The organism is Shimazuella sp. NTD250 (assembly GCF_059510375.1).
Window position 1 is genome coordinate 531,237 of record NZ_JCAJZS010000001.1, and the last position, 16,043, is coordinate 547,279.

A 16,043-nucleotide genomic window follows, 5' to 3' on the forward strand; every position below is an offset into this window, starting at 1 on the left:
AATTGCTAGTAGAGCTTCCCTTGAAGCAGCGAAGCCTTGGCTCGCTGGTCAGCATCACGCTGCTGTGCAGCATCCGCCTTCTTCTGGCCCACCTCTGCCAATCGAATGACAGCAGAAGCCACGAAGAAGCCGAAGGCGCAACCAGCAATGAAACCCTTCTTCACAACTTCCTCCTTCGTCTCTCGGACGTACGTTTATGGTATCATAATTTTCACTTTATGTTTCATCCCCTTAGGAAAAAGCAGCACCCCCCTGAGACATGGCCTCAGGAGGGTGAGAGAAAGTTCAGGCAGTTGTGTTCAGCGGCGGCGCCACTTGAGCAGTTTGCTGCTCTTGGCACGCAGGCCGTGGCTCTTCGCCGAACGCTGCTCCCTCTGCGGCTTGGCGTTCTCGTACATGCCCCATATCCAGAGCACGCCGAGAATCAGTGCCGCGAGCGCACCACCGCCCACTTCTCCTGCCTTCTTACCTATCTTCTTCATCACTTTCCCTTCGTCGTTACGGACGTTGCATTTATTTTATCATAAGATTTCTGTAAACATCTAGACAAATCGGAATACTGCAACACCCTACGAAGAACTGCTAGGCTTTGGTTTATTGACCAAGATTTTCTTCGATACGATAAACGTGAAAGGAATGGCAATCAACGATGCTAGTAACGGAGCAATATTTTTATCCATTCCTAATTGATCTACTAATAAATAAACGCTGCTTGTCGTCACGGTAACATTTACCACGTAGGTGAGGGGAAATTGGAAAAATTTCTTGAGACTGGGTTTTGTTTTATAAGTGAAATACGTATTCATAAAAAAAGAGCCAATCATACTGAGCACAAAAGCACTGATATGCGATATGAGATAAATCCAGCCAAATATATGCAAAAATAAGAGATATAATCCATAGTAAGTGCCTGTATTGATAACCCCGACGATGCAAAAACGCATGAGCGGGTAATACTTTTCAACATTCATGTGTGTAACTCCTCACCAGCATTTATCATGCTGTATTATACCTCAGAACGATAAAAAGATGGTTATTTTTTTCATTTTCACCTTGAAGTCCTTCTTTAGAAATTATATAATTTTTATCAATTATTTATAGAGATGGGAGAGAGAAAGAATGACATCAAAGCGTACGATGTTTGATAAGATTTGGGATTCACATGTTGTCTATCAAGAAAGCGGGAAACCATCTCTCCTCTACATAGATTTGCATCTGATTCACGAAGTCACATCCCCACAAGCATTTGAAGGATTGCGTCTAGCCGGGCGTTCTATCCGCAGACCAGACTTGACTGTAGCGACAGTTGACCATAATATTCCTACGACAGATCGCTCCCTGCCAATCGCTGATCCGATCTCACGTCAACAGATTGAAACGCTGAGAGAAAATTGTCAAAATCATAAAATAACTTTATATGACTTGGACAGCAGAAATCAAGGGATCGTCCATGTGATTGGGCCAGAGCTCGGGCTTACCCTGCCAGGTAAAACCATTGTCTGTGGAGATAGTCACACTTCTACCCATGGAGCTTTTGGCGCATTAGCTTTTGGAATTGGAACAAGTGAAGTAGAGCATGTGATGGCCACTCAATGTTTGCCTCAAGCTAAGCCAAAGACAATGGAAATACATTTCAAAGGCAAACTGCCTTATGGAGTCACAGCAAAAGATGTTGTTCTACACTTGATCAACCAGATTGGAACCGCTGGTGCAACCGGATATGTAGTGGAGTATACCGGGGAAGCAATCCAAAATATGTCGATGGAAGAACGGATGACGATTTGTAATATGTCCATCGAAGCTGGAGCCCGTGCAGGCATGATCGCACCAGATGAGACTACTTTCTCTTACTTAAGAGGACGGAAACATGCTCCAAAAGGAGAAGATTGGGAACAAGCAGTTGCCGCTTGGAAAGAATTAGTGACCGATGAAGGAGCGGCTTATGACACTCGTGTCGAAATCGATGTCACCGAAATCGCTCCCCAAGTAACATGGGGAACAAGCCCAGGCATGGGGGCAGACATCACCCAATTGGTACCTGATCCTGCTTCTTTTGCCACAAACACAGAACAAAAAGCAGCTGAACTAGCCTTACAATACATGGGATTGACTGCTGGTACACCGATGGCAAAAATTGCAATCGACCGGGTCTTCATCGGTTCCTGTACCAATTCCCGTATCGAAGACTTGCGCGCAGCAGCAGAAGTAGTCGCTGGCTACCAAGTGGCTGCTACTGTTCAAGCGATGGTTGTGCCTGGTTCACAGCAAGTGAAAGAACAAGCAGAAGAAGAAGGCTTGCATCAAATATTTCTTGATGCAGGATTTGAATGGCGTGAAGCTGGTTGCAGCATGTGTCTTGGCATGAATCCAGATATCATTCAGCCCGGTGAACGATGTGCTTCTACTTCCAATCGTAACTTTGAAGGCCGGCAAGGCAGAGGCGGCAGAACACATTTAGTCAGCCCTGTCATGGCCGCAGCAGCAGCTATTAAAGGACACTTTGTAGATATTCGCGATTGGAAATTCAACAGAGAGGAGACAAAACATGGAATCCCTTCGTAAACACCAAGGTCTTGTCTCACCCCTTGACCGTGCACATGTCGACACAGATGCGATCATCCCTAAACAATTTTTAAAACGCATTGAACGTTCCGGTTTTGGTCAGTTTCTCTTTTATGAATGGCGTTTTGATGAAGCAGATCAGCCCAATCCCTCCTTCGTGCTCAATCAACCTGCATATAAAGGAACCTCGATACTATTAGCCAGAGAAAACTTTGGCTGTGGTTCCTCTCGTGAACATGCACCATGGTCTTTAACCGACTTTGGCTTTCGTGTTATCATCGCTCCATCCTTTGCAGATATCTTTTATAACAACTGTTTCCAAAATGGACTCCTGCCATTGGTGCTTTCTGAAGAACAAGTACAGGAATTATTTGAACGAACAGCCGAGCATGAAGGTTATCAATTGACTGTGGATATAGAAAACTTAGTGATTCGAGATGACTTTGGATTGGAATATTCTTTCGAACTCGATCCCTATCGCCAGCACTGTCTTGTAAATGGGTTGGATTTTATCGGATTGACCTTACAGCATGAAGATAAGATCACAGCATATGAAAAAGCAAAACTAGTAAGCTATTGAACACAAAAACGTATGGGGAAAACCCATACGTTTTTTTATGTTAACTTCGACCTTTAGGGGGGTCGTCCGAGATAAGTCCAAAAGCGGCACGATAGATAGGAAAAATTGAAAAAAGGGAACAGAGACCTTTTCTATCAAGCACTTTCCAACTCTAATTTTAATTTCCCATCGAAAGGTTGGGGTTGTTTTTCCAAATCAATGACATAATCACCAAATCGTTTAATATGTTCCGTCAAATAAGGACTAATTGCACTTAGGTCCTCTGGGTTTACTGGATACCCTTCTTTTCTAAGCTCAATTTACCTAGAATATTTTATTAACAGCCCACTTCTATAACTTTTTTTCTCAAATCAACACTTTAGTAGTTAAGTCCAATTATAATTTTTCTTCATCCGTTATTGGCTCCAACCATACCAGAGTCCCCGACAGTGACGGCAATGTGTTCAAACCAACTATCTTTTGTAGCATCATGCCAGTGTTTGAGACCATCATAGGTGACAATCACATCGCCTGCTTTTAAGAATTGAATAGTTTTTCCTTCTTCCTTTTTTGTCATATTAAATTCCCCATTAAACTATTCATTAAGGTCTAATTAATACTTTAAGTGCTTCACGATTATTCATAAGGCGATATCCCTCAGGAACTCCGTCCAAATCAACGGTTACGTCAAAAACACGACCTGGTTCAAGGGTTCCATCAAGAATATCCGGTAATAATTCATCCATGTATGCACGCGTTGGCGCAGGACCCCCCGTAAGCTTAATATTACGTCCAAAAAGACTTGCAAACCCAACAGGAGCATCATCATACTGTGGAACACCAACACGACTAATAACTCCGCCAGCTCGGACAACTCCAATGCTCATCTTGTAAGCAGGCATCAGCCCGACACATTCAAGGACAACATGTGTTCCTTCACCATTAGTCAATTCTTTGACTTTCGCTATACCTTCGTCTCCGCGTTCCGGAATTATATCTGTGGCACCAAATTCTATACCAAGATCTGTCCGTTCCTTATGGCGACCCATGAGAATGATTTTCTTGGCACCTAATTTCTTCGCTGACAGTACAGCAAGAAGTCCAACAGCACCATCACCAATAACCGCTACAGTCGTATTCTCGTTCACTCCTCCCATCACAGCCGCATGATAGCCAGTTCCATATACGTCAGATAATGTTAACAGTGATGGCATTAATGGAGAGTTCTCATCAATTTCGTCAGGTAACTTAAACATACTTCCTTGTGCTTGAGGCACTCGAACAAATTCCGCCTGGCAGCCAGTCATAAAGGCTCCATGCTCACAAGAAGTCATTAATCCTTCTTGGCAAAATGGACATGTATTATCTCCAACAGCAAAAGGAACGACAACCAAATCACCTTTCTTGAATCCAGAAACTTCTGAACCCATTTCTTCGATTCTTCCAATCACTTCATGCCCCATTGCTTCCCCTTCGCCATGCTCATGGGCATGCATGCTGCGATAAGGATGCAAATCACTTCCACAAATACAGGCAACCACTACCTTCAAAACGGCATCTGTCTCTTCTTGCAATGCTGGAATCGGTAACTCTTCTACGCGAACATCACCAGCAGCGTACATAATATTTGCTTTCATACTAATTTTCCACCTTTTCATTAAAATATTCCTTATTGATTATAAAACTTAAAGTAAACTCTAAAGCTAGGCCTGACGTGTAACCTGTGCCCCAATAAATGGTTCTCCTTTTACAGTCAGTGCGTATGCTTCGTTACTTTCCTGGTTATAAAGCCAAGTTAAACGTAGTAGCGTATAATCAAGGTCAGAATTTACTGCCCGACGCGAAGATCGGGGAGATTCAATCACTCCTCGAGATTTCCAATCATCGCTAAATTAAGACCAATCCCTCAAAATGCTACTATCCAGGGGCTTTGGAATGCTTTTGTCGGTTAAACCAACCATCTACTATTCAGTTTCTATGGGCTTTTCCAACCCCAGAATCATTTTCCAAGTCGAGGAACCATTTGGAGGGAGAAGGTTCTTCAAGACTGCTAAAACTACCGCTGGAAAATGAAATCAGATGAACTTTTTCAGCTTGTGAAACAAAGACCATTTCCGGTGGATCGTGCAACAGCTCGTGGAAAAAGTCGTTTCCTCTTATCTTTGCTCAGCCAATTAGAATTGCTGATCTAAGACAGTCAGCAGTATGACTAGGACATCGGTCTCTTCCTGACAGTGAGATGTTTCTCGCGCTTAAGAGGGTTGTAATTTTGCACCTTCTTCTGCTAGTTTCTTGGTAGTTGCTTCTCCAATTCCACTAGAAGCCCCATAACAATAACTGCTTTTCCTTTAATATTTGACATGATTTTTCCTTTTTCATAATAGTTCTTATACACCTTACAACTTAAAGTTAACTCGAAGTCAATAATTTATTATTTGGCATAAATTCTTTGAGTCTTGCTCATTTTCTCTTTTACCAAGACAACGCCAAAACCAATAATAGCAATCACTAATATCAAAATGGAATTTGCGAAAATCAGGGATTGAACTCGATTCACATGTAGTAACTGTGAAAATACTGTTCCCTCATAAGGAGAAAAGGTAGCACCTATGTTATAAGCAACCAACACCATCGTTGTCCCCAATTTTGCAATCGCAGCCGTTTGTCGAGTAAAGATGTGAAGTAGATATGGCATCATACATCGAAAAGAAAATCCAATGATCATCGAACAAAATGTGGTGAGAAAGATACTTTCCGAAACTGTTACAACATACGTAAAAATTCCCATCAAAAGCAGGGAAAAAGGCATAATGTAATCCCTCAGCACGGAAAAGATTTTTCCAAATGAAAACCCTGCGACAAATGCTCCTAATCCAATAAAAGCAATCATATTGCTACCATTCGTAGCATTACCTATATTTTTTTCTAAAATCAAAGGAGTAATTTGGATATTGTAATTGATAAAAAGACTTACGATCACAAATAACAAAATCCCAAAACCAATAATCCCACCATAAGAACTTCTATTGTGAGAACCGTTTGGTATCCGAATTTGTTGTTCTTCTTTTCTTTGTTCCAATTGCTTCTTTTCATTTGGAACAAAGAAAAAGAATGCGAAAAAAATCGGGAGTGCTATCGCATACACAAGAAATGAGGTATACCAATTAACTTTTAACAACTGTCCCACTAAAAGCGTTAATAAGATACCGCCTAGTCCTTCAAAAGAGCTTTCCATTCCTATGATTCTTGCTTGTTTACTTGGTTCGTTTGGGTACAAATCACTGATCATTTGAATGATTATGCGATTAAACAATCCAATTCCGAAACCAAAAATGCAACGGGATACAAACAATAAGGAAAAAATATCATGCTTTAGTGCGGGAAATATGCCTGATAGGAAAACAAGTCCTAGACCAATCAGAATGATTTTTTTCTTTCCCATCCACATTTCTAGCCAATTCCCAATTAACACAGCAAGAATCACAAATAGGGAAGGAATAGTTGTTAATAGCCCTACATGTGTTGGACTTATTGTCGGAAAATCTTTTGCGATTGCTGGAATGTTTGCAGCAATCACTGGACCAGAAGAAATTAACAACGCAACAGACAGCAAGGCATATGTTTTTAACCTGTCCATCTGAATCAAAATAATTCAACTCCTTTCATCACTGAGGGTACTTATTCTTGATTATTTTCTGCAGGAGGTTTTATTTTTAATTCAGCCTCACTTACAAGTAATTTCTCATGATAGTCTTCGATTTTTCTATCTAATTTCTTTATGGTTTCATCTATCTCTTCTCGTTTCTCTAACAGTCGCTGTCTTTCATCCACAAGAATATTTTTACGAGCTTTTATGGTGCTATCTCCTTCAAGAAATAAAGTTGTATATTCCATTAAAGACTCTATCGTCAATCCAGCATCCCGCATACATTTGATAAACTCAATCCATTTGATATCATCCTCATCGTAATCTCGGATGCCACTTTCTCTTCGATTTACTGGTGGAATCAAGCCAACACGTTCATAATATCGAAGCGTTGCCGCTGTTAGATCAAACAGTGTTGCCACCTGTGCAATATTCATCGTTCTTCACCTCGCTATCTTTCACGAATCAAACCTATCACTTAAAGTTAACTTTAAGTCAAGAAAAAAATTTCTTAAGCTGTTGAGCTTTTTTGAGGAATTGTTACTTGCGTTAAAGTGTACTTTAAGATCTATACTGCATTCTGTAATGTACAAAGAAGGATGGAGGGAATCATAGTAATGGCAGAAAAACAAACGGCAGGAAGAGACTTATTGGGAGAGTTTGCACCAAAATTTGCTGAACTAAACGATGATGTTTTATTCGGTGAAATTTGGTCAAGAGTGGAAGAACTATCGCCTCGTGATCGTAGCATGATTACTGTCTCGGCATTAATTACTGGAGGTAATTTCGAACAATTAATTCCACATCTTCAGAAAGCGAAGGCAAATGGAATAACAAAAGATGAGATGGTGGAAATCATTACACATCTTTCATTTTATGCAGGATGGCCCAAAGCTTGGTCTGCATTTAACATCGCAAAAGAAATCTATAACTAATAGAAGAAAGAAGGAATGAAAAATGGCAAAGGAAGAATTAAACAATAGCACCATCTTTCCATTGGGACAGAAAGTGGAAACAAACTTTATTGGGGATGCGTACTTACACATGATATTTACCGATCATGCGCCATTGAATGCACCAATCGGGAATGTAACCTTTGCTCCAGGAGCCCGTAATAACTGGCACTCTCATAAAGTTGGACAAGTTTTGTTAGTTACTGGCGGGGAAGGTTGGTATCAAGAAAAAGGAAAAGCCGCTCAATTACTCAAAACTGGAGATGTGGTGAATATTCCACCGAATGTGAAACATTGGCATGGTGCTACAAAAGATAGTTGGCTTGTGCATTTAGCCATTACACCAGGGGAAACAGATTGGTTAGAACCTGTAGATGATGAAAGGTATAAGAAATTGTAAAACAAAACGCACCGGGTCTATAGATTCGATGCGTTTTGTTTTACATATAATAATCGTTTAAAGTTCAAATCCCTCTATTTCATGGTATTCAGGAGAGCCATATCTAATACAACAATAACAATTTGTTTAACCTTTATCAGTCCCCTCCATTCGTCTAATATCATTTGGTTATTTCGACCTAATCTATCCAAGGATTGAATGTATAAACATCCCCATCCCTAAACATGCGCTTCATCAACTGATATTCTGGTCGTTTAAAGTCTTTTTGGGGGTTGGCCAAAAATAGCCTATAGCCTTTCCTTGGTGTTTACTCCAAGGTTTATAATTGAAACAGAATACAAACAGAATATGAGGTGAACATTTATGAATATTAAACAAGCTGCGGAAATGTTTGATTTAACAGTTGATACTTTACGATACTATGAAAGAGTTGGCGTTATTCCGCCTGTTCATCGTAATGAGAGCGGCTATCGCGACTATACTACAAGTGATTTGAATTGGATTTACTTAGTTAAAAATTTGCGCAATGCAGGTCTATCAGTTGAGTCTTTAATCGAGTTTGCGACTTTAGCACAATTGCGAGAAACGCAAAAAGTTGAAAAAGCCCAAAAACAGGTATTGCAAAATCAATTGAAAGAGTTGGATGAAAAATTAGCTAAAATGAATCAAGTACGAGATTTACTCGTCTATAAAATTGAAACTTATGATGAACATATCGCTAAATTTAAGACTGGTGAAATAAATTCCGAAAACGTTGAAAAACTATGGGAAAGAAAAAGTGATTCTCTTGCTATGGAGTAAACTCCAAAGTTTATAGTTAACAACGTAATCAAAAATAGCTAATTGGAGGAACTTTGAATGCATACTGTTACATTAAACAATGGCGTAGAAGTACCAATTTTAGGATTTGGGACGTATCAAATCACTGACACTGAACAAGCCGAAGCTTCGGTAAAAGCAGCTATCAAAGCTGGATACCGTCATATCGACACCGCGCAAAGCTATGTGAATGAAGAAGCCGTCGGCCGTGGAATTGCTGGTTCAGGTGTTCCTCGTGAAGAGCTATTTATCACCACAAAAATTTGGGTGGAAAATGTCAGCTATGATGGCGTTAAGTCTTCATTCGAGCGTTCATTGAAACGTTTAGGTTTAAAATATGTTGATTTATTATTGATTCACCAACCATATAGTGATGTTTATGGTGCATGGCGTGCAATGGAAGAACTTCAGGAGAAAGGAAAAATTCGTGCGATTGGCATTTCAAATTTTGCGGTAGACAGAGCTGTTGACTTAGCTGAATTTAACAAAGTAACTCCACAAGTCAACCAAATTGAGATCAACCCATTCCAGCAGCAAGTGAAAAATATTGAAGCGTTAAAAGCAGAAGGCATTATGCCGGAAGCATGGGCACCATTTGCTGAAGGGAAAAACGACATATTTAATAATCCTATTTTAGTTAAAATCGGTGAAAAATACGGCAAATCAGTTGCACAAGTAATCACTCGCTGGTTAGTTGAACAAGATATTATCGTATTGGCAAAATCTGTAAAATCAGAGCGAATGGTAGAAAACATTGATGTATTTGATTTTGAATTAACTGAAGAAGACAAGAAAGAAATCGCAACATTAAACGAAGGAGAAAGCCAATTTTTCTCTCATGCTGATCCAGAAATGATTCGCTGGATGGCAGGTCGCAAAATGGATGTTTAATTACTTACTTTCACTTGCCTTGGAGTAAAGTACAAAGGGATAGTTAAGTTATAACAAGCAAAGGACATGGTGAAAATGAAACAAAGAAAGCTGGGAAACAGCGGAATTTCGGTTTCCGAAATCGGCTTAGGATGTATGGGAATGAGTTTTTCATACGGAGATAAACCGGATAAAAAAGAAATGATTCATTTATTGCATAAGGCAGTAGACTTAGGTGTTACTTTATTTGATACCGCTGAAATCTATGGGCCATATGAAAATGAAGAATTAGTCGGAAAAGCTTTATCTCCTTATCAAGATAATATAACCATTGCCACAAAATTCGGCATTCACATGGAAAACAGCAAGCAAGTGGTTGATTCCAGACCAGAGTTGATTCGCTCGTCGATTGAAGGCTCGCTGAAAAGACTGAGAACCGATTGTATTGATTTATATTATCTGCATCGAGTAGATCCAAATGTCTCAATCGAAGAAGTTGCAGGCGTAATCCAAGATTTAAAAAAGGAAGGAAAAGTTAAGGAATGGGGATTATCAGAAGCCGGAGCAGATACTATCAGACGCGCGCATGAAGTTGAGCCGCTCGCAGCACTTCAAAGCGAGTATTCACTTTGGACACGAGAACCCGAAAATGAAATATTACCGCTTCTTGAAGAGCTTGGCATCACTCTAGTTCCATTCAGTCCTCTTGGAAAAGGATTTTTGACAGGTACTGTCACCTCGGAAAAGGAAATTGAACATAATGATTTCAGAAAGTCTTTGCCTCGATTCCAAGCTGAAGCTATTGAGAAAAACCAAGCTTTAGTGAATTTACTTAAAAATGTTGCAAAAGAGAATAACAGTACACCTGCTCAAATTGCTTTAGTATGGATATTGGCTAAGAAAGATTGGATTATTCCAATTCCAGGAACAACAAAACTCCATCGGTTAAAAGAGAATATCGGAGCTACAGATGTTCAATTATCAGCTGAAACAGTAAATCAAATCACTGAAGCTGCGAACCAAATTCAAATCGTTGGGAATCGATATACGCCTGAAATGGCTAAAAGGGTTGGTTTGTGATTGACGATGAAACTAATTCTTTATAAACATTAACGAAAAGGAAGTTCTCTACCCTTGAATTCATGCGGAAGCTCTGTCTTGGACAGCTTTCTTCTGAATGGATACTGGCTCTGTTTAAGTTGGCTCGTGAACGCTCTAGTGAGAGATCTTTATATTAATTTTGGTAAATCAACAGACCTGAGTTATTGTACTCATTTATATCAAAAGCAACCTAGTGTTTTATGATAATGACTAGGTTGTTTTTTAAATAAAATTTATTATCTTTCTGAACATGAGCTATAAACCTGTATCATCACTAATGTCTACATTTTTCTCTATCTATCGTGCCGCCTTTGGACTTATCTCGGTCGCCCCCCCTTAGGGGACAATGTTGGAAATGAATTATAAATCACTACCGTAAGAACAGTAGCCAAAACTACCTTTATCAGATCATATGGTAAAAAGGAAACAAAAGATTGCAAAAATGTTTTCAGATCAATTGACACATGCATGACAAACCAAAACCAACAAATACTTACCATGTTGATAACCCCAATCCCGCCGATTGCGTAAATAAAAAATAGCGATAGCCATGACACACGATTATATGTTATCCGCACCATGCCACCGATAATAAAAGCAGCTACCAAGTAACCTAAAAGATATCCCCCAGCAGGACTTTGGAATAACTCTGAACCCCCTACTGCTCCACTTAGTATTGGCAATCCACTAACAGCTAATAAAATCCAAAGCAGCACACTAAACGCTCCCCATCTGGCGCCTAAAAGCCCTCCAGCCAGCATTACAACTATGCTTTGAAAGGTGAAATAAGCAGTCCCGCCAACCGGAATCGCAATAAATCCAGAGATGATCAAAAGCAAAGTAAATACAAGAGAGAAAAGAAACTTTCGGATAAAAGACAATGACATAGGCATAATTCCTTTCTGTTTATGGTTAATATTATGATAATTTCTAGAATATACGTTGTCAAACTCGATGTTTGTTATGAAAAACAGAAATGAAAAAAACGTATGGAATCCTTCTCCATACGTTTTATATATGTGAACATATATGGTTTTCGAGCCCGAACAGCAGCTTCTCGGAAGCAGTTGTTCAGGTGTGCTCCATGTGGAGCACCTCTACAGAAGTAGTCCTGCGGGCTCTGTGATCACTTCGCGCGAAGGACTGCGAAGACCTCTCCGTTCGAGACGACACCGGTCTTTCGCTGCCCCTTCTCGTCGAGGAGGTAGCCAATCACGGTGTTGCTCTGGTAGTCGACGACGTACTCCAATCCGTCCTTGCCCTTGTAGTAGACCTGCCCGTGGGAGTCCACCTCTTCGGTGACATCGACCGTCCTGCGAGCAGGCTCCCCCTCGCCATCGTGGATGGGAAAGGTCAGCGTGGTTCCGTAGAGGAACCACACATCACGAGCTAGTTCGGAAGCGAAGTCGGAAGCAACAGCAGCAGTCACAGGAACCTCCTGTAGATGGGTGTTACTTTTATTTTAAAATTCATTTTTTACAAGGTCAATATATCATTTAGATTTTGCTGTTCTCTCCCGTGGTGAAAAAGAAGGCATTGCTCTATAAAGAGCAACCGTCAAAATTGTCGCCAATACCGCCTTGGCAATATCCCCTGGTAAAAACACCACAAACACTTTATTAAAGATATCCATACTAAAAGGCAGATGAGAAACAAACAAAAACCAAGGAAAACCAATAGCGTTAATAATGACAACAGCCCCAATGATAAATACAAGAAGCAGTTGCCACCAAGCGACTTGCTTATTTCTCCCCAATCGCTCAATCATCCATCCCACTAGAAACGCTGCAATCAAAAATCCTAAAATATAACCTCCTGTTTGCCCGAATAATACTCCAAGTCCTCCAGACCCACCACTTAGCACCGGAGCTCCAACTGCTGCTAATAAAATCCAAACGAGTACACTAATTGCCCCCCAGCGTGAACCTAAAATACTACCAGCAAGTAAAACCATCATCGTTTGTAAAGTGATAGGCACAGGTCCGATTGGGATGGCAATCTGGCCGCTTATTGCCAATAGTGCTGCAAATAAAGCAGCTAGTACCATATTTCGAATCAAAATAGAAGAAGATGACATATAACATAATTCCTTTCTCATTAACATTCTTTATTATGATAATTTTAATAACTTTTATTGTCAACTTATTTAATTTTATTTGTTTACAATTGGTATAGAGCTGTTTAATAATGGAATAGTTCCTCTATTTTTGCGCAATGAATAGATCGAGACACAAAAAATAGAACCTACATCAATATAGGTTCTATCGAACAATAAAATAAAAAGTTAGGATGTAATTGGTTTTTTCAAGAAAATACCATAACTAATTGCGGAAACGATTAACAAGACTGCACCGATAAGAAATACATATTCAAAGGACCCTGTAGCTTGGACTATTGCACCTGTAACAATTGGAGCTAACGCAGCTCCTATAAAACCGCCAAAGTTTTGGATGGAGCCGAGGGACGCTACCATATTCTTTGGTGCTACATCTTTTGCCAATGTCCAAATCACTCCTGTTGGAACAGAAGAAGCAAAATAGGCGAGCGATAGCAGCACGATACAAGTGTTAATGTTTGATACATAAGGAATAGGATTGAACTACCCCCACTTATCAAGCTTGAAGTGGGGGATTCCTACATCCCGAAGGACTTCAGAACCCTTCCCGTTCAACGAGGTTGGTTAGCCATACAAGCTGTCAGAAGTTTCCTTCACGATTGATTTTGCTGTTTTAAAAAGAAAGAATGCAGGATCGTGAACTTGAGAGAGATAAATGGAAATTTGCCAACTGGAATACCTATGTACAGAGCATCCAACAGAAACAATGCTTATGGGGAGATGTGGAAATGATCCAGTTTGACAACAGTTCACCTATGGCAGATACAGAAAAATTATATGATCTATTGCCTTTTTAAAAGGAAGCAGTGATCTATTTTTTTGAAACCTTCTCATAGAGATAAAAAAATTCACATTTTTGGATGGGTTTACTTCCTTTCCTTGTCTAGTTTTCTATTGTAAGATTGGATAAGTCAGAAGGGAGCTACACAAAAGATGTGGGAAATATTTTGTGGGTTTATACTCGGGATGGTGGAAGGCCTGACGGAGTTTGCCCCTGTGTCTTCAACTGGACATATGATTTTAGTTGGTGATTTACTCGGTTTTAAAGGTCAAATTGCTTCTACATTTGAAGTTGTGATCCAACTCGGTTCTATTTTAGCAGTTGTTGTCGTATTCCGACAACGAATCTTAAATGTGTTAAATCTGCCAAAGCAATGGGAATTAATTCGAGATCAATGGCATGGGGTGAAAAAAGATCGGGAACCCCATCTCAATCTATTGCACATTCTAGTAGGAATGATTCCTGCTAGTATATTAGGTGCACTTTTTTCTCATATTATCAAGGAAAAGCTTTTTTCAACCGCTACTGTTATTGTTGGACTTGTAGCTGGCGGAATATTGATGATCGTGGCAGAAGCTTTTCGTAAATCTCGTCCTACGACAACGCATGTAGATTACATTACGTATAAACAAGCTTTTACCGTTGGTCTGTTTCAATGCTTAGCACTCTGGCCCGGTTTTTCACGCTCTGGTTCCACTATATCTGGTGGATTACTAGCTGGGATGAATCATAAAGCTGCTTCGGAATATACTTTCATCCTCGCCATTCCGATGATGGTAGCAGCAACAGGCAAAGATTTGCTGGACAACATGGGCGCTCTTCATGCTAGTGATCTTCCCCTGTTTATCGTCGGATTTTTAAGTGCTTTTGGCTTTGCTTTACTAGCAATTCGCTTCTTCTTAAATCTCATCTCTAAATTCAAATTAACACCATTTGCTTATTATCGTTTTGCGGTCGCCATTATTTTTGCACTCGTTTTATATCTATAGAAAAAATACCCCATCTTTCAAAAGAGGGGTATTTTTTCTACGCATTTTCATGGTTACAAGACCGCATTATAAGCCAATATATTCCATGAGATTTCTTGACAGAAATCTTCGTTTTTTATAAAATAATGTGGACGGTGATCGAAGCGCGTGAGCGCTAACGATCCTCCCGTCAGGTTTTACTTCTTAGAAGCAAATAAGCTTCTGAGTTTAACTAAACCACTACGGATTGGGGGCCAAACCGAAGCCGTGTGGTTTAGGAAGAACCTAGCTACTAGCAGTACTCCTACTGCGGTAGCTATTTTTAATAACAGCGGTAATGGAGTGATCAGTTCCAGTACAGAACTGGACAAAGGCTCCAGCAATGCTTTGAACGCATTACCAGCTGCCTCAAATCTCCCTTCACCAACCATTTTCTTTACTACTTCCTTTCCGAAGTCATTCATCACATCACCGAGAATGGTTCCACATACTGCTAAGAATGCAGGATTTTCTCCAAGCTTTTTCAACATCGACTCAGATTTCTCCTGACCTTGCAGCATGGACTGTTCGCGTTGTTTCGATTCTCCTAGATGCGAGAGTACAAGCTGTTGGATCTGTTCAGACTGCAATACATGCTGTTTCGTATGCTGCGATGTTTGCTTGACTTCACTCATATCGCTTTCCAGTCTTTCCAGTCTTCCCAGCTTCTCGTTAAGCTCTCGGATAACCGACACTAACACTTGATGCTCTTGAGCCATTTGATGCTTCTCGGTTGTTTGATCCAGTTGTTCTTTCTCATCGGAAGTAGGTAAGGTTTTTTCCAAACGCAATTGATCTAACTGTACATTGTTTTTCATACATATCGTCTCCTCATAATGTCAAATGAAATTTCAAGTCAAAGTAACAAAGCGACAAGAAGTTTCACCTGAACAAGGAGGATCAATCGCGCCCACACGTATATTCGATTTTTTATCCACACGTCCACATTATCCACCCCTAAGGGCAGAAAAAAAGGTGTTTCTGTTTGGATAACAACGCTATCCGGCTGATCCCGCAGGGAATACCAGAGGTACTCACCATACACAAGACCAGCAGTACCATAGCTAATTCCCGCTTAACGCAGCTGTCTTTCACTATAGTGCGATCCTATCTGGTAAGGATTCGTTCAACCAATCGGGAACGATTCAACTCAACCAAAACAGATCAAAAACAGGACATATCTCCATCTAACCATAACGGCAACGTATATTCAATATTAAGGATAGATT

The 16,043-nt window shown here is 40.2% G+C and carries 24 protein-coding genes and 1 pseudogene; 10 read left to right on the plus strand and 15 right to left on the minus strand.

Translation table 11 applies throughout. The annotated features are described in order from the left end of the window. Positions 1-5: 5 nt before the first annotated feature. The 3 genes from AC5WOF_RS02830 to AC5WOF_RS02840 all read right to left on the minus strand — a co-directional run bounded on the left by AC5WOF_RS02830 (position 6) and on the right by AC5WOF_RS02840 (position 971). Positions 6-164: a hypothetical protein gene (locus tag AC5WOF_RS02830; RefSeq protein ID WP_496048436.1), complete on the minus strand. Its 159-nt coding sequence runs from the start codon at positions 162-164 to the stop codon at positions 6-8. 135 nt (positions 165-299) lie between these two features. Further along, complete coding sequence (locus AC5WOF_RS02835) at positions 300-482, minus strand: hypothetical protein (RefSeq protein WP_496048437.1); 183 nt, start codon at positions 480-482, stop codon at positions 300-302. Between the two features lie 87 nt (positions 483-569). Further along, positions 570-971 (minus strand): GtrA family protein, encoded by a 402-nt coding sequence (locus AC5WOF_RS02840; protein WP_496048438.1) that lies wholly within the window; start codon positions 969-971, stop codon positions 570-572. A gap of 148 nt (positions 972-1,119) precedes the next feature. On the opposite strand from AC5WOF_RS02840, the gene leuC reads away from it, so the two are divergent. Both leuC and leuD read left to right on the plus strand, forming a co-directional pair. Continuing rightward, positions 1,120-2,562, plus strand: a complete 1,443-nt coding sequence (gene leuC, locus AC5WOF_RS02845) for a 3-isopropylmalate dehydratase large subunit (protein WP_496048439.1) — start codon at positions 1,120-1,122, stop codon at positions 2,560-2,562. Beyond that, entirely contained in the window at positions 2,546-3,142 is a 597-nt protein-coding gene (gene leuD, locus AC5WOF_RS02850) for a 3-isopropylmalate dehydratase small subunit (protein ID WP_496048440.1), read from the plus strand. Before leuC ends, leuD begins: the two co-directional genes overlap by 17 nt. Positions 3,143-3,276: 134 nt before the next feature. Here the strand turns inward: leuD and AC5WOF_RS02855 are convergent, their stop codons facing one another. The 4 genes from AC5WOF_RS02855 to AC5WOF_RS02870 form a co-directional block, all read right to left on the minus strand. Continuing rightward, positions 3,277-3,441, minus strand: coding sequence for a Tn3 family transposase (locus AC5WOF_RS02855; protein ID WP_496048817.1), 165 nt, complete (start codon positions 3,439-3,441; stop codon positions 3,277-3,279). A gap of 89 nt (positions 3,442-3,530) precedes the next feature. Continuing rightward, entirely contained in the window at positions 3,531-3,698 is a 168-nt protein-coding gene (locus tag AC5WOF_RS02860; protein WP_496048441.1) for a cupin domain-containing protein, read from the minus strand. A 25-nt stretch (positions 3,699-3,723) separates the two neighbouring features. Next, positions 3,724-4,758, minus strand: coding sequence for a zinc-binding dehydrogenase (locus AC5WOF_RS02865; protein WP_496048442.1), 1,035 nt, complete (start codon positions 4,756-4,758; stop codon positions 3,724-3,726). A 66-nt stretch (positions 4,759-4,824) separates the two neighbouring features. Beyond that, positions 4,825-4,986, minus strand: coding sequence for an NAD(P)H-binding protein (locus AC5WOF_RS02870; protein ID WP_496048443.1), 162 nt, complete (start codon positions 4,984-4,986; stop codon positions 4,825-4,827). Between the two features lie 204 nt (positions 4,987-5,190). Here AC5WOF_RS02870 and AC5WOF_RS02875 point away from each other — a divergent pair, with 204 nt between their 5' ends. Next, positions 5,191-5,313 (plus strand): hypothetical protein, encoded by a 123-nt coding sequence (locus tag AC5WOF_RS02875; protein WP_496048444.1) that lies wholly within the window; start codon positions 5,191-5,193, stop codon positions 5,311-5,313. A 239-nt stretch (positions 5,314-5,552) separates the two neighbouring features. Here AC5WOF_RS02875 and AC5WOF_RS02880 read toward each other — a convergent pair whose 3' ends face one another. Together AC5WOF_RS02880 and AC5WOF_RS02885 are read right to left on the minus strand one after the other, a co-directional pair. Then, positions 5,553-6,758, minus strand: a complete 1,206-nt coding sequence (locus tag AC5WOF_RS02880; protein ID WP_496048818.1) for an MFS transporter — start codon at positions 6,756-6,758, stop codon at positions 5,553-5,555. Between the two features lie 41 nt (positions 6,759-6,799). Then, entirely contained in the window at positions 6,800-7,204 is a 405-nt protein-coding gene (locus tag AC5WOF_RS02885; RefSeq protein ID WP_496048445.1) for a MerR family transcriptional regulator, read from the minus strand. Positions 7,205-7,384: 180 nt separating this feature from the next. On the opposite strand from AC5WOF_RS02885, the gene AC5WOF_RS02890 reads away from it, so the two are divergent. Further along, positions 7,385-7,702, plus strand: coding sequence for a carboxymuconolactone decarboxylase family protein (locus AC5WOF_RS02890; protein WP_496048446.1), 318 nt, complete (start codon positions 7,385-7,387; stop codon positions 7,700-7,702). Positions 7,703-7,724: 22 nt separating this feature from the next. Beyond that, positions 7,725-8,120: a cupin domain-containing protein gene (locus AC5WOF_RS02895; protein WP_496048447.1), complete on the plus strand. Its 396-nt coding sequence runs from the start codon at positions 7,725-7,727 to the stop codon at positions 8,118-8,120. Positions 8,121-8,197: 77 nt separating this feature from the next. Here the strand turns inward: AC5WOF_RS02895 and AC5WOF_RS02900 are convergent. Then, a pseudogene (locus AC5WOF_RS02900) lies at positions 8,198-8,400 on the minus strand (recombinase family protein); the annotation flags it as partial. 83 nt (positions 8,401-8,483) lie between these two features. On the opposite strand from AC5WOF_RS02900, the gene AC5WOF_RS02905 reads away from it, so the two are divergent. From AC5WOF_RS02905 to AC5WOF_RS02915, 3 genes are all read left to right on the plus strand, one after another. Beyond that, complete coding sequence (locus AC5WOF_RS02905) at positions 8,484-8,921, plus strand: MerR family transcriptional regulator (protein WP_496048448.1); 438 nt, start codon at positions 8,484-8,486, stop codon at positions 8,919-8,921. A 57-nt stretch (positions 8,922-8,978) separates the two neighbouring features. Beyond that, positions 8,979-9,830, plus strand: coding sequence for an aldo/keto reductase (locus tag AC5WOF_RS02910; RefSeq protein ID WP_496048449.1), 852 nt, complete (start codon positions 8,979-8,981; stop codon positions 9,828-9,830). Positions 9,831-9,905: 75 nt separating this feature from the next. Next, positions 9,906-10,889, plus strand: a complete 984-nt coding sequence (locus tag AC5WOF_RS02915) for an aldo/keto reductase (RefSeq protein ID WP_496048450.1) — start codon at positions 9,906-9,908, stop codon at positions 10,887-10,889. Positions 10,890-11,227: 338 nt separating this feature from the next. Here the strand turns inward: AC5WOF_RS02915 and AC5WOF_RS02920 are convergent, their stop codons facing one another. The 4 genes from AC5WOF_RS02920 to AC5WOF_RS02935 form a co-directional block, all read right to left on the minus strand. Further along, entirely contained in the window at positions 11,228-11,797 is a 570-nt protein-coding gene (locus tag AC5WOF_RS02920) for a biotin transporter BioY (protein WP_496048451.1), read from the minus strand. 239 nt (positions 11,798-12,036) lie between these two features. Continuing rightward, on the minus strand, positions 12,037-12,339 hold the full coding sequence (locus AC5WOF_RS02925; protein ID WP_496048452.1) for a hypothetical protein: 303 nt from the start codon (positions 12,337-12,339) through the stop codon (positions 12,037-12,039). Between the two features lie 63 nt (positions 12,340-12,402). Next, positions 12,403-12,987, minus strand: a complete 585-nt coding sequence (locus tag AC5WOF_RS02930; protein WP_496048453.1) for a biotin transporter BioY — start codon at positions 12,985-12,987, stop codon at positions 12,403-12,405. A 207-nt stretch (positions 12,988-13,194) separates the two neighbouring features. Next, positions 13,195-13,500 (minus strand): hypothetical protein, encoded by a 306-nt coding sequence (locus AC5WOF_RS02935; RefSeq protein ID WP_496048819.1) that lies wholly within the window; start codon positions 13,498-13,500, stop codon positions 13,195-13,197. A gap of 152 nt (positions 13,501-13,652) precedes the next feature. Between AC5WOF_RS02935 and AC5WOF_RS02940 the strand changes: the two genes are divergently transcribed. Both AC5WOF_RS02940 and bacA read left to right on the plus strand, forming a co-directional pair. Then, complete coding sequence (locus tag AC5WOF_RS02940) at positions 13,653-13,823, plus strand: hypothetical protein (RefSeq protein WP_496048454.1); 171 nt, start codon at positions 13,653-13,655, stop codon at positions 13,821-13,823. A gap of 136 nt (positions 13,824-13,959) precedes the next feature. Then, on the plus strand, positions 13,960-14,796 hold the full coding sequence (gene bacA, locus AC5WOF_RS02945; protein ID WP_496048455.1) for an undecaprenyl-diphosphate phosphatase: 837 nt from the start codon (positions 13,960-13,962) through the stop codon (positions 14,794-14,796). Between the two features lie 176 nt (positions 14,797-14,972). Here the strand turns inward: bacA and AC5WOF_RS02950 are convergent, their stop codons facing one another. Continuing rightward, positions 14,973-15,632 (minus strand): hypothetical protein, encoded by a 660-nt coding sequence (locus AC5WOF_RS02950; protein WP_496048456.1) that lies wholly within the window; start codon positions 15,630-15,632, stop codon positions 14,973-14,975. Between the last annotated feature and the right edge of the window lie 411 nt (positions 15,633-16,043).

Coding starts and splice junctions, on each gene's coding strand:
- AC5WOF_RS02835 (WP_496048437.1), bottom strand. CDS start 482: ATGAAGAAGATAGGTAAGAAGGCAGGAGAAGTGGGCGGTGGTGCGCTC.
- AC5WOF_RS02840 (WP_496048438.1), bottom strand. CDS start 971: ATGAATGTTGAAAAGTATTACCCGCTCATGCGTTTTTGCATCGTCGGG.
- leuC (WP_496048439.1), top strand. CDS start 1,120: ATGACATCAAAGCGTACGATGTTTGATAAGATTTGGGATTCACATGTT.
- leuD (WP_496048440.1), top strand. CDS start 2,546: ATGGAATCCCTTCGTAAACACCAAGGTCTTGTCTCACCCCTTGACCGT.
- AC5WOF_RS02860 (WP_496048441.1), bottom strand. CDS start 3,698: ATGACAAAAAAGGAAGAAGGAAAAACTATTCAATTCTTAAAAGCAGGC.
- AC5WOF_RS02865 (WP_496048442.1), bottom strand. CDS start 4,758: ATGAAAGCAAATATTATGTACGCTGCTGGTGATGTTCGCGTAGAAGAG.
- AC5WOF_RS02875 (WP_496048444.1), top strand. CDS start 5,191: ATGAAATCAGATGAACTTTTTCAGCTTGTGAAACAAAGACCATTTCCG.
- AC5WOF_RS02880 (WP_496048818.1), bottom strand. CDS start 6,758: ATGGACAGGTTAAAAACATATGCCTTGCTGTCTGTTGCGTTGTTAATT.
- AC5WOF_RS02885 (WP_496048445.1), bottom strand. CDS start 7,204: ATGAATATTGCACAGGTGGCAACACTGTTTGATCTAACAGCGGCAACG.
- AC5WOF_RS02890 (WP_496048446.1), top strand. CDS start 7,385: ATGGCAGAAAAACAAACGGCAGGAAGAGACTTATTGGGAGAGTTTGCA.
- AC5WOF_RS02895 (WP_496048447.1), top strand. CDS start 7,725: ATGGCAAAGGAAGAATTAAACAATAGCACCATCTTTCCATTGGGACAG.
- AC5WOF_RS02905 (WP_496048448.1), top strand. CDS start 8,484: ATGAATATTAAACAAGCTGCGGAAATGTTTGATTTAACAGTTGATACT.
- AC5WOF_RS02910 (WP_496048449.1), top strand. CDS start 8,979: ATGCATACTGTTACATTAAACAATGGCGTAGAAGTACCAATTTTAGGA.
- AC5WOF_RS02915 (WP_496048450.1), top strand. CDS start 9,906: ATGAAACAAAGAAAGCTGGGAAACAGCGGAATTTCGGTTTCCGAAATC.
- AC5WOF_RS02920 (WP_496048451.1), bottom strand. CDS start 11,797: ATGTCATTGTCTTTTATCCGAAAGTTTCTTTTCTCTCTTGTATTTACT.
- AC5WOF_RS02930 (WP_496048453.1), bottom strand. CDS start 12,987: ATGTCATCTTCTTCTATTTTGATTCGAAATATGGTACTAGCTGCTTTA.
- AC5WOF_RS02940 (WP_496048454.1), top strand. CDS start 13,653: ATGCAGGATCGTGAACTTGAGAGAGATAAATGGAAATTTGCCAACTGG.
- bacA (WP_496048455.1), top strand. CDS start 13,960: ATGTGGGAAATATTTTGTGGGTTTATACTCGGGATGGTGGAAGGCCTG.
- AC5WOF_RS02950 (WP_496048456.1), bottom strand. CDS start 15,632: ATGAAAAACAATGTACAGTTAGATCAATTGCGTTTGGAAAAAACCTTA.